Raw genomic sequence first — 12,752 nt, forward strand, 5'->3', positions numbered from 1 at the left:
GAGGGGGCGTACATATGATTGATATCCATTGTCATATCCTTCCGAATCTTGATGATGGCCCTAAAAAAATGGATGATTGTTTAAAAATGGCTGTTGCAGCAGTTGACGCAGGTATTACCGATTTATTTGCTACGCCTCATCATATGAATGGACAATTTGAAAATTCAAAGATTGTTATTTTAGAAAGGGTAAACGAGCTTAACCAGTATTTATCGAATGAGAAAATCCCCTTAACAATACATCCGGGCCAGGAATTAAGACTGCATCGAGAAATATTTCATTCTATTGAAATTGAAGAGGTCGTGACACTTGATAATAAAGGTAAGTTTTTATTACTAGAACTTCCTTCGAGTGAAGTCCCAAATTACACCCATGATGTTATATATGAGCTGCTGCTTAAAGGAATCACACCGATTATTGTCCACCCAGAAAGAAATAAGAGATTGCTTGAGGATCACAATCTCCTTTTTGAAATGGTTCAGGGAGGGGCATTAATCCAGATTACTTCGGGTAGTATTATTGGTCATTTCGGCAAAAAAATTAAAGCCTTTTCCGAAAAAATAATTGAACATAATTTAGCACATTTTATCGCCACAGATGCCCACAACACTAGTTCACGCGGCTTCACATTGCATAGAGCATATGAGGCTATTACCAAGAAATTTGGAATTAATTGCACTTATTATTTCAGGGAAAATGCAGAATTGCTGTTAAGCGGGCAAACTGTTATTAGAGAGGTACCTTCTTCTATGGTGAAAAAAATATTAGGTTTTTATTGGTTGTAAAAAATAGTTGATCATCAATATCTTCTATAGTTATTTAGGGGGATTATATCTTTTAAGTTGCTAATAAAGGAGATTAAAATGAAAATTGAGGTTTTAGTATCTACCATGAATCAAAGGGATATGTCAATTGTGGAAAAAATGAATATTTTTGGAGATGCAATTATCATAAACCAAAGTAATTTTAATGATTATATTGAAATAAATGATAACAAAAAACATGTCAAAATGTACTCATTTAATGAGAGAGGTATTGGGTTAAGTAGAAATACTGCATTAATGAGAGCGATGGCAGATATTTGTATTTTAGCTGATGATGATGTAGTTTACCACAAAGATTATATAAATATTATTTTAAATGCGTTCGAACAAAATCCTAATGCTGATTTAATTATTTTTAATGTTCGCAGCTTAAATACCGATAGAAGTGGTCCTGTTGAAATTAAAAAATGTACTTCGGTTAATTACTTTAATTTTATGCGATATGGAGCAGTTAATATTGCATTTAAAAGAGAAAGTATAATAAAAGCTAATATTTTTTTCTCTTTATTATTTGGCGGAGGGGCAAAGTATAGTTCTGGCGAGGATACATTATTTCTTTTTGAATGTCTTAGAAAGGGACTCAAAGTTTTTACTAATCCTGCTGTTATAGGGACTGTGAGTCAAGAAAGTTCCACTTGGTTTAAGGGGTACAATAAAAAGTATTTTTTTGATAAAGGTATTTTTTTTGCAACTCTTTCAAAAAAAATGTCTCGTTTATTAATTTTACAATTTGCTATAAGAAGGTATAAAATGTTCAAACATGAAATGGGATTAATAAAAGCAATAAAGTATATGAATGATGGACGGAATAATTATTTTATGTAATTTGAAGAAGGGGCTTAATATGGTAAGGAAAAGGATTCTAATTGTAAATAATAATCTTTCTGTAGGAGGAGTTCAACGTTCACTGGTGAATTTGATTAATCAAATAAAAGATGATTATGATATTACTCTATATCTATTTAGTGATTGCGGAGAATATAGGAAGTATATACCACCAGCAGTAAAAGTAATGACCGGACCGCCCTTAATAATGTTACTAGGTTTGTCCCAAAAGCAAACCAAATCTTTGGGGTTAATATACTTTTTTATTAGGGCTGTATTGGTTGTTTATACGAAATTTTTTGGGAATCAATTTCCATTAACGATTCTTTGTTCCACTCAGCGCAGGATTCACGGGTTTGATATTGCTATTTCTTTTTTACACAATGCTCATGAAAAAACATTTTATGGTGGATGTAATGAGTTCGTCCTTAAAAGAGTAAATGCAAAACAAAAAATTACCTTTGTACATTGTGATTTTTTAAATTACGGAGGAAATACAGCCCGAAATAGAGAAGTGTATAATCATTTTGATCGAATAGCAGCGGTTTCGGAAGGTTGCCGAGAAAGTTTTATTAAAGCAATTCCTGAATTAGAATCTAAAACCTATTGTGTTTATAACTGTAACGAGTTTTCTGAATATAAGGTTAAGGCTGATATAAATCCTGTTGAATATTCTAAGGGAGGTTTAAACATTGTAACTGTTGCACGGTTATCTGAGGAAAAAGGCATTTTAAGAGCAATTAATGTCATCAAGAGACTTGTAGATGAAAAATATAATATATGCTGGCATATAATAGGAGATGGTGCGCAAAGAAGTGAAATTGAAAAACATATTCAAATGGCTAAGATTTCGGAAAATGTTATTTTATATGGAAATCAGGAAAATCCATATCGCTATATTAAAAATGCTGACATTTTCCTTTTGCCTTCAAATCATGAAGCTGCGCCAATGGTATTTAATGAGGCAAAGTCATTAGGTGTCCCAATAATTACTACGAATACAACTTCAGCAAATGAAATGGTTAAAGATAATTATGAAGGGATCGTATGTGGAAATAGTGAAGAAGAAATATATAACGCATTAAAAAGAGTCCTTGAAGACTCTTTTTTTATTTTGAGATGCAAAGATTACCTAAATAAACAAATATACTCAAATGAAATAGCTGTTGATCAATTTTTTAAGTTGATTTCCGAGGAGCCATTTAAAAATGATTTTAGTTAAGAAATTCAATATACCGTTATTAGCTATAAATTTAATAAATGCATTGTTCCTTTCAATTGGTCACGCATTCAATCATCAATTTTTGTTATTGGGAAGCTTGCTATTATTTTCGGGAATAACTCTGTTTTCAAAAAAAAAATATTTTTTACCAATAATGTTATTTTATCTTCCTTGGTCTCCAATTTTAAAAATGAATCCGGGGAGTCATACCCTTTTTACACTTATTGTTCCCGTAGTCTTTATACAAATTTTATTAAATGGTTGTATTAAAAAAACAAAATTTGAGATTTCAAACATCTTTTTTCCACTATTATTAACTGTTTATACTCTTTTTGTGAAATTGTTAAACGGAGCTTCTTATGAACCGACATATTTGTTTTTTATTATGATGATTTTCTTCATTCCAATTTACTTTAGAAAATATAAGGACGAAATAGACTTTGAAACGTGTATTTTGTTTTTAACTACAGGCGTTTTAGGTGCTGCCATTTCGGCAAAAATACTGACAAATTTTCCACATATGCTTGAATATATAAATATATATGAGTGGAAAAGAGTAGGTTTAATTAGATTGAGCGGCTTTTATGGCGATGCAAATTTTTATTCAGTACACATTCTTGTGTCAATTGCTTCTCTTATCATTACTCTTAGAAAGACCTCTCAAAAGAAATGGGCTTCATTACAAATTGTTATGATTATGGCGTTATTGTATTTTGGTATGTTATCAGTATCAAAGATGTTTATATTCTGTATTGTTTTAATGGCTTTAGTGTGGGTGCTTTGTTTTCTTATTGAAAAAGGAGATATTTTCAATAAACTCAGAACGATTTTGACTTTTTTTTTAGTTCTGGTAGTAATTTCTGCAAATAATTTATTTTCTAAACAATTAAATTTATATTTTATTAGATTCGGAATGGTTTCCGATACCCAGACATTGACTACTGGAAGAATCGATTTAGTGGTTATGTATTTAGAGTATCTTTTTTCGAGCATTAAAGGCTTATTTTGGGGGATAGGGCTTACACCTGAATACTTAAATGGAAGCAGTTCACATAACACTTTTGTCCAAATATTATATCAGGTGGGTATACTTGGAACAATTATAGGTATTTTATGGTGTGGAATGGTTTATTCAATAATTTCTAACAAAATCAAGCTTGGGATTTTTGAAAAATACTACTTATTAATTTTAGTATTTTCTTTTTTTCTACCATGGTTATCATTAGAAATGCTATTTTTTGATGAGTTTTTCTATCTAACTGTCTTGGTACTACTGGCAAGAAATTATTTAGCTGGAATACCAAATGGGGGACGAGTGATATGAAAGATATATTAATTGTTGCACACTTCAGTCAAATGCCTGGAGAAAAAGGGAACGGACGTTTTGTATATCTTGCAGAAATGTTAGAAAATAATGGATACAAAGTAGAAATTGTAACGACAAGCTTTTCTCATGCTACAAAAAAGCATAGGAAATATAACGAGGAACATTTAAAACAAAATAAATATAAATTCACACTACTGGATGAAATTGGTTATTGTAAAAATGTATCACTTCGGCGCCTTTTTAGTCATTATCTATTTGGTAGGAACCTGGGTGTCTATTTGAACGAAAGGAAAAAACCCGATATTATTTACTGTGCTGTTCCTTCTTTAGACGCTTCGTATATTGCAGCAAAGTATGCAATTCGGAATAAGGTGAAATTTGTAATTGATATTCAAGATATTTGGCCAGAGGCATTTAATATGGTATTTAACACTCCGATTATTAGCAAAATAATTTTTTTACCGATGAATAGGAAAGCAAACTTTATTTATAGTGCAGCTAATCATATAGTAGCTGTTTCTGAAACATATGTTAAAAGAGCGTTAGATGTTAATAAAAAGTGTAAAAAAGGGTTAAGTGTATTCCTAGGAACGGAACTTTCCAATTTTGATAAGTTTGCTGAAGAGAGCAAAGTTGTTAAGCCTAAAAACGAAATATGGATTGCTTATATCGGGACTTTAGGACATAGTTATGATTTAACAAGCGTAATTGATGCATTTAGTATTTTAAGGTCAAAGGGTTATAGAAATTTAAAATTTATTGTAATGGGAGATGGGCCCCTTAAAAAAGATTTTCAAATGTATGCAATGCAGAAGGGAATTCCCTGTGAATTCACAGGAATGTTAGATTATTCAAAAATGGTCGAGATTTTAGTTAAGTGTGACATAGCTGTTAATCCTATTACCAGAGGGGCTGCTGCAAGCATAATTAATAAAGTAAGTGATTATGCGGCAGCCGGTTTAGCTGTAATTAATACTCAAGAATGTCAAGAGTATCAGAATTTAATAGACAAGTATTACGCTGGAATAAATTGCAGAAATAACAATTCGAAAGATTTATCGGAGAAAATCCAATTTTTATACAATGAAGTTGAAATTAGGAAGGAAATGGGGAGAAACAATAGAAAATTGGCAGAGGAAAAATTTGATAGACATATAACTTACCAAAGGATACTCGATTTAATATCTATTGATAAATGAGGTGAGAGGTATAATAAATTCAAAAGATACCTCACTAAAGCAAAAAACTATTAAAGGTTTATTCTGGACTTTTGGAGATTTAATAGCAAACCAAGGCATTCAATTTTCAATCCAAATTATTTTAGCACGATTATTGCTTCCTGAATACTTTGGGGTATTGGGTATGATTTTGGTACTTATTTCAATCTCTTATTGCATTATTGATGGAGGGATAACTCAAGCTTTAATTCGTGAACAAGATGTGTGTCAATCTGATTATTCCACTGCATTTTTTTTTAATTTAATTATTTCATTAGTAATGTACGGTTTACTCTTTGTTTCTGCTCCCATGATTGGGGCTTTTTTTAATGAGCCAAGGATTATCTGGATATTAAGAATTCTTTCTCTAACGCTTGTTATTAGTTCAATAAGCATAATTCAAAAAACTCAACTTATAAAAGAATTTGATTTTAAGACTCAGACTAAAATAAATATTATAGCTGGGCTTTTTTCAGGCACAGCTGCAATCATTTTCGCAATACTTGGTTTCGGGGTTTGGAGTCTTGTTGTGAAAATTTTGTCCTTACAAATAATGCAATCAGGACTAACATGGAAGTATAGAAAGTGGAAGCCATCAATTGTATTTAAATACGAATCGTTTAAAAGATTATTTGGATTCGGATGGAAAATAATGTTCTCTGGGTTGATTTCTACTATCTATTCTAATATTTATTTTATTTTAATAGGTAGAATGCATACTGCTGTACAACTGGGGTATTACACAAATGCTGTTAAATTGAACGAGGTAGTCTCCGATTCTATAGCATCAGCAATCCTGCGCGTTACTTATCCTGTTCTTAGCAGCATTCAAGATAATGAAGAAAGGCTTAAATACGGCTTTAAAAGAATCATTAAGACTACAAATTTTATAAATTTTCCTTTTATGGTCGGATTAGCTGCTATTGCCCAGCCACTCATTCTTTTAATATTTGGGGAACGGTGGAAGCCTATGGTAGTTTATTTTCAACTTTTATGTTTTGCGGGTATGTTATACCCTTTAAACGCAATTAATTTAAATATTTTTCAAGTAAAAGGGAAATCGGATTTATATTTAAAGTTAAATATTGTAAAGAGAGTAATTTTGACTATATTAATTACAGTTGCAGTTTATTTAGATTTCGGCATTTTGGGTTTAATTGGGGTATGTGTAATAGATTCCTATATAGGGTTTTTAATAACTAGTTTTTTTTCCGGTAAAGAGGTTTCTTATTCTTTAATTGAACAGATTAAAGATCTTTTGTTTTTTTATATAATTTCTATTTTTATGGGAGTAATCGTTTACCTATTTGGGATCTATGCACCTATAGGTAATTTTTTTACACTTATTTTTCAAATAATCATTGGATTTGTAGTTTATTTAGGGATTTGTATGATTGCCAAGGTTCAAGAGATATATATAATCTGGGAGTTAATTGCACCGATATTAAAAAGAATCAAGACTAAAAGATTTAATGATAAGGATTTAAATTATTAAATGTATTAATTTATGATACTGAATGCGAACAAAAATCGATATTAATTAAAAATTCTATTGTCTTTGTAATGTCATAAAAAATTAGCACATATTAATTATAAGCAGACAGCATAACGTTTGACATAAGAACGGTAGGTGAATACCAATTAAAAGATTTATTGATTTTATAATAGCCTTCTGTGCTTTGATTATCTTTGGACCGATTATTTTCTTGATCGCAATTCTTATTAGGAGAAGATTGGGGTCTCCAGTTCTTTTTAAACAAGTTCGTCCAGGATTACATGGAAAACCTTTCGTAATTTATAAATTTCGGACAATGACGGATGAGCGAGATAGCTATGGTGAATTATTACCGGAACATTTAAGGCTAACTTCCTTTGGCAGTTATCTTCGTAAATATAGTTTAGATGAACTACCTCAGCTAATAAATGTTATAAGGGGAGACATTAGTCTAGTAGGCCCAAGACCATTAAAAATGGAATATCTTTCATTATATACTCCATTTCAAGCAAAGCGACATGATGTTAAACCGGGTATAACGGGATGGGCACAAGTAAATGGAAGAAATATGATAAGTTGGGAAAAAAGGTTTGAGTTAGATGTATGGTATGTTGAGAATAGGTCAGTCCTTTTAGATTTTAAAATATTAGTAATGACTTTTAAAAAGGTTATAAAATCTGAAGGAATAAATCAAGAAGGCCATGCTTCGATGCCAAATTTTACGGGAACCAACAAAGGAAGAGAATGCTAGACTAAAATTTTTTTGTATAAATGTGAGTATATACAAACTAATTCGTTACAAGGGGGAGTAATAAGTGAATATACTTATTTGCAGCGTTGGCAGAAGGGTTCAATTGATAAATTATTTTAGGGAGGAGTTTAATAAAATTGGCGGTAAAGTAATTGCGGTAGATTGTGATCCAACTGCATCAGCGCTGTATCATGCGGATGGCTATGAAATCGTTCCACGGATTGAACACCCAGAATATTTTTCAATAATTAAAAGTTTATGTAAAAAATATAAAATTAATGGCGTTTTGTCACTAATAGATCCTGAATTAGTATTATTAGCAGGATTAAAGGGTGAATTTGGAAAGGAAAATATTCACATCATTGTCTCCGATAAACATATTGTAGAAATAGCCTACGACAAATATTTGACATATAAGTTTTTACAAGAGAATAATTTACCTTCGGTGCCCACATATATAAATTTCGATAAAATTAAGCAAGATTTAAAAGATGGTAAACTAAGTTTTCCTTTAATTATAAAACCGAAAAATGGAAGCGGTAGTGTAGGTATACAAAAGATAACAAACTTTTACGAACTTCAAATGATTTGGGAGAAACATAATAACTTTATAGCTCAGCCTTATATCGATGGAACTGAGTTTTGCGTAGAATGCTATATTGACTTGATAAACAACGAAATTACGAATCTATCTAGTAAACGAAAGATCAATATGCGTTATGGGGAAACAGATAAATCAATTGCAATTAAAGATCCTAAATTAAATGAACTAACATATAAGTTAATCAACGCTTTACAACCTAGCGGGCCAGTAGATATTGACTTTTTTAGGACTAAAGATGGATATATTATTTCCGAAATTAACCCAAGGTTCGGAGGGGGATATCCATATGCACATCAAATGGGGCAAAATTTCATAAAAAGTATTATTAATAACTTAAAAGGAATCTCTAATCCACCGAATGAGAAATATTTGGGGGAATATACAGAAGATAAAATAATGGTTAGGTACGATTGTTATTTAGTTCTATGATCTCTCAGAACTACTTGGAAAAATGGAAAAGGAAGTAAAATGACTAACCCAACAGGATAAGCTTAAGCTTATCCTGTTGCTTTTATTCACTTGTAAAAACCAATCAAAATCCTTATACATGAAGAAATTTTATACAAACCGGATAAGGAACCGCAATATTAGAATCAATCAATGTAAGCCTTCCCGACTCCTCATCCCTTCTATATAACACAAGATTCCCTGATTCCTGGTTAGAACCGACCATAAACTTTTCAGTTGGATCCAATTGAAAATCCCTCGGCCAGTCCCCTTCTGAAGAAACGATTTCAACTAGGTTAAGTTCTCCTGTCGTTTGATTCACACTGAAAACGGCAATGCTGTTATGGCCGCGGTTTCCGGCATAAATAAACCGGCCATCCGAAGAAATATGAATAGCACTGCCTTGGCTGTTATCCTTAAAGTCTTCGGGAAGAGTAGAAATATATTGTTTCTCAATAAAATGACCATTTTCTTCGTTGTAGTCCAGCGCGATTACTTCTGAACTGAATTCGGTCATAATATACGCAAATCTCTTATTTGGATGAAAGACTAAATGACGCGGACCGCTGCCGGCTTTTAACGGTAACAGCTTAACCTTGGTCAATGTAGCATCCTCAGCTACCTTATATGTAATTAATGCATCAATTCCCAGTTCAACAACCGCAAGATATTTTTCATCTGGGGTTAGTTCGGCATAATGGGACCGCGGTTGGTCCTGCCTAGGGTCTGGACCACGGCCTTCATGCTTCATCGTAGAAGCTGCCGGCAGGACAGATCCGTCTTTAGGGTTAAGAAGATGTGATTCTACTAATCCTTTGTGGTAATTGGCGCTGAATACATATCTATTCTGACTGTCTACACTTACATAGCACGGAGATGCACCTGGCGACATTTGCTGATTCATTTTTAGTAATTCACCGGTTTGTCCAATGGAAAATGAGGCTAAACCTCCATTTTTCCCATCTTTTACAACCGAATATAGATAGCGGTTGTCTTGGCTGATCGCTAAATAAGTAGGGTTTCCTAACTCGGCTGCAACGTGGATATCTTCGATTTTCTCCTCTTCGGTACTTAAAGTAAAGGAATAAATCCCTTGGCTTTCTCCTTTTGTGTAGGTTCCGATAAAGCCTTTGAATTTGTTGTTTTCTGGCATGATTTCATTCTCCTCAAGATATTGTTTGTTATATTTTATCAAACCTGCGGGATTTTATAAAAAAATAGCCTTGCAATATTCAATTTTGAAAGTAAGAACCTTTTATTTGCAATATTTTCGGAGATAGGTAATATTTAAACTATCTGAGACAAAATTTTGTAGTACATATTAGATCTTTTAAAAGGAGCTTGGATATGGCAAATAAGAAGAAAAATTCAAAGCAAGCAGCTAATTCTTCATCAAAATTTGTTTTTTGGATGATTGGGTTAGTGGCTGTCTGCTTATTGGCGTTTATTTTTTTAAGCAATCAAACCGACAAGAAGGATGAAGCAACGACGAAAACAAATGAAATCGATTATTCGAATCAGCCGTTTATTGGGGATAAAGATGCACCGGTTTCTATTATTGAATTTGGTGATTACAAATGCCCAATTTGTAAGGAGTTCACCCATAATGCCGTACCATATATTCAAAAAGAGCTAGTGGATACGGGAAAAGCAAAATTTTACTTTATGAATTATTCGTTTATTAACATTGATTCAGTACGTTCCGCTCAATTTGCTGAAGCCGTTTATCAAGAGCTTGGAAATGATATGTTTTGGAAATTCCACGAACTTTTATATCAAAAACAGCCAGAAGATACGAAATATGAGAAAATTGATCTTTTCACAGAAAAATTCTTGACCGATACATTAAAAGAAGTTGCCAGCGATCAAGAAGTAGACAAGGTAGTGAAAAACTTCCAAGGAGAAAAATCGATGGCAGCTTGGCAAAAGGATATGGATTATGTTAAACAACTTGGGGTAACCGGAACACCGACGATGTTTGTAAATGGAAAGATGTTTACAGGAAAAACGATGGATGACTTGAAAGAAATGGTAAAAAAAGCGGCAAAGGAGAAGTAATATGAACAAATCCCTGCTGCTATCTTGGATTGCCGCTATTATCGCAACACTCGGAAGCCTGTATTTTAGCGAGGTCATGCATTTTATCCCATGTACACTTTGCTGGTATCAGCGAATCCTTATGTATCCGCTGGCGATTATTTTAGGGATGGCTGTTTACCGCAATGATACTAGTATTAATATGTATGTTCTCCCCATTTCAATCATTGGCCTGTTGATTAGTGGATATCATATATTGCTGCAAAAGGTTCCTGCATTAAAGCAGTTTGAGATGTGTACAACAGGCGTGCCTTGCTCAAAAGATTATATTAACTGGTTTGGTTTTATTACCATTCCATTGTTAGCGTTTGTTGCATTTGCAATTATCACAATTTGTATGGTAATTTTAGCTCGGAAAAATAAAGAATAGCACCTTTCTTGAAAAATACCACAGTCTAAAAGACGCTGTGGTGTTTTTTATTTTCGGAATAAAGAAGAGTCAATATTCCCCTTTAAAACAGTGAACAAATAGTGTAACGTAGAAATCAAAAACAACCATAAAACTAGAGGAGAGGCCATGAATTCATTATCTAAGACCACCCAGTTCTTAGCAGGGCTGCAGTGGCTGTTTTTTATGTTTGCAAATACTGTGGTTATTCCCTTGACAATCGGGGATGCATTTGATTTATCTTCCGTCGAAGTTGTCAGTGCACTGCAAAGGTCATTTATTTATACAGGTGCTGCTTGTATTTTGCAAGCTGTTTTCGGACACCGGTATCCGCTGATGGAAGGACAGTCAGGTTTATGGTGGGGAGCGATTCTTAGCCTTAGTGCGTCTGCAGCTTCAGCTGGAATCAGTGTAAATGAACTTGGCGGAGGGCTCGCAGTCGGGATAATCTGTTCAGGGGTGTTAGTCACAATTCTGGGGGCACTTGGAATGGGGAATTTCTTGAAGCGTTTATTTACTCCGGTTGTCATGAGTACCGTGTTGTTTTTACTCGCATCCCAATTAATCATTATTTTTACAAAAGGAATGCTGGGACTTGCTACAGAAAATAAAATACATATTCCTACCTCCAGTTTATCAATATTTTTAATCCTTTTAACAATCTGGATTAATATAAAGGGGCCAAAGGCAATTCGAAATTTTTCCATACTGATTGGAATCGTTATAGGCTGGATTATTTACGTACTATTTTTTCCGTCTGCTGCGGCAGATGAACAAGTTACAGTAAAATTATTTAATCTTTTTCCATGGGGGACACCGACATTTAGCCTTGGTCTTATCATTATGGCTGTTATTACAGGATTAGTGAACACAACGAATACCATCGCAGCGGTTAAAGGGGTTGAGCCGCTGCTTCAAACAACAACGTCTGATAAGCAGTATCGCAAGTCATTTGTATTGACTGGAATTAATTCCGTTTTTTCTGGTCTATTTGGGATGGTTCCTTATGCGCCGTATATATCGTCGCTGGGCTTTTTACAATCAACTCTAATATTTGAGCGGCTGCCGTTGATTATTGGCGCTGTCATGTTTATGATTCTAGGCTTAGTGCCTTCCTTCAGCCATCTGTTTTCCACTTTGCCTATCAGTGTGGGGGATGCAGTGTTATTTGTTGCATATTTACAATTATTTAGCGGGGCACTTAACAACTTAGAAGGGATTCGTTTTTCACCAAAAACAATCTATCGAATTGCTGGTCCTGTCTTATTAGGAATTGCCATAATGAACATTCCGGCTGAAATGTTCAGTTCTATTCCTATGCTTGTCAGGCCGCTGATAAGCAGTGGATTATTAATGGGGATCATTCTAGCAATTGTGCTGGAAAATACGATTAACTGGTCTAAGGTGGAGCAAATAGAAACCGCAAAAAAAGTAAAAAGCAGAAATATTGGATAGCATGCGATTACTGTCGATTAGGTGTTAATTATCGAATAACGAGCACTAACTGTCGAATCGCTCTCCAATTGTCGCAACTAAAAAGAGCTTCCCTCTTTAA

12 protein-coding genes are annotated in these 12,752 nt (G+C 33.4%); 11 read left to right on the forward strand and 1 reads right to left on the reverse strand.

Annotated features, from left to right (window positions below):
* The first annotated feature begins 14 nt into the window (after nt 1–14).
* The 8 genes from IE222_RS06270 (at nt 15) to IE222_RS06305 (ending at nt 8,694) form a co-directional block, all read left to right on the forward strand.
* A complete protein-coding gene (locus IE222_RS06270) occupies nt 15–785 on the forward strand; it encodes a tyrosine-protein phosphatase (RefSeq protein WP_191270806.1) in 771 nt (256 codons plus the stop codon).
* 78 nt (nt 786–863) lie between these two features.
* Nucleotides 864–1,649, forward strand: coding sequence for a glycosyltransferase family 2 protein (locus IE222_RS06275; protein WP_191270808.1), 786 nt, complete (start codon nt 864–866; stop codon nt 1,647–1,649).
* A 19-nt stretch (nt 1,650–1,668) separates the two neighbouring features.
* On the forward strand, nt 1,669–2,871 hold the full coding sequence (locus tag IE222_RS06280; protein ID WP_223282591.1) for a glycosyltransferase: 1,203 nt from the start codon (nt 1,669–1,671) through the stop codon (nt 2,869–2,871).
* Entirely contained in the window at nt 2,858–4,195 is a 1,338-nt protein-coding gene (locus tag IE222_RS06285; RefSeq protein ID WP_191270812.1) for an O-antigen ligase family protein, read from the forward strand. The genes IE222_RS06280 and IE222_RS06285 overlap by 14 nt, the downstream gene beginning before the upstream one ends.
* Entirely contained in the window at nt 4,192–5,397 is a 1,206-nt protein-coding gene (locus IE222_RS06290) for a glycosyltransferase family 4 protein (protein WP_191270814.1), read from the forward strand. Before IE222_RS06285 ends, IE222_RS06290 begins: the two co-directional genes overlap by 4 nt.
* A gap of 1 nt (nt 5,398) precedes the next feature.
* Nucleotides 5,399–6,910: a lipopolysaccharide biosynthesis protein gene (locus tag IE222_RS06295; protein ID WP_223282592.1), complete on the forward strand. Its 1,512-nt coding sequence runs from the start codon at nt 5,399–5,401 to the stop codon at nt 6,908–6,910.
* 145 nt (nt 6,911–7,055) lie between these two features.
* On the forward strand, nt 7,056–7,661 hold the full coding sequence (locus IE222_RS06300; RefSeq protein WP_275671441.1) for a sugar transferase: 606 nt from the start codon (nt 7,056–7,058) through the stop codon (nt 7,659–7,661).
* A gap of 64 nt (nt 7,662–7,725) precedes the next feature.
* Nucleotides 7,726–8,694 (forward strand): ATP-grasp domain-containing protein, encoded by a 969-nt coding sequence (locus tag IE222_RS06305; protein WP_191270816.1) that lies wholly within the window; start codon nt 7,726–7,728, stop codon nt 8,692–8,694.
* A gap of 112 nt (nt 8,695–8,806) precedes the next feature.
* Here the strand turns inward: IE222_RS06305 and IE222_RS06310 are convergent, their stop codons facing one another.
* The gene (locus tag IE222_RS06310) at nt 8,807–9,865 is read right to left on the reverse strand and encodes a lactonase family protein (RefSeq protein WP_191270817.1); all 1,059 of its coding nucleotides are present in this window, start codon (nt 9,863–9,865) and stop codon (nt 8,807–8,809) included.
* A 194-nt stretch (nt 9,866–10,059) separates the two neighbouring features.
* On the opposite strand from IE222_RS06310, the gene IE222_RS06315 reads away from it, so the two are divergent.
* The 3 genes from IE222_RS06315 (at nt 10,060) to IE222_RS06325 (ending at nt 12,652) form a co-directional block, all read left to right on the forward strand.
* Nucleotides 10,060–10,770: a DsbA family protein gene (locus IE222_RS06315; protein ID WP_191270819.1), complete on the forward strand. Its 711-nt coding sequence runs from the start codon at nt 10,060–10,062 to the stop codon at nt 10,768–10,770.
* 1 nt (nt 10,771) lies between these two features.
* The gene (locus IE222_RS06320; RefSeq protein WP_191270821.1) at nt 10,772–11,179 is read left to right on the forward strand and encodes a disulfide oxidoreductase; all 408 of its coding nucleotides are present in this window, start codon (nt 10,772–10,774) and stop codon (nt 11,177–11,179) included.
* 147 nt (nt 11,180–11,326) lie between these two features.
* On the forward strand, nt 11,327–12,652 hold the full coding sequence (locus IE222_RS06325) for a uracil/xanthine transporter (RefSeq protein ID WP_191270823.1): 1,326 nt from the start codon (nt 11,327–11,329) through the stop codon (nt 12,650–12,652).
* Nucleotides 12,653–12,752 lie beyond the last annotated feature (100 nt).

It is taken from the genome of Neobacillus kokaensis (assembly GCF_014656545.1).
In the GTDB taxonomy this organism is placed as follows: domain Bacteria; phylum Bacillota; class Bacilli; order Bacillales; family Cytobacillaceae; genus Neobacillus; species Neobacillus kokaensis.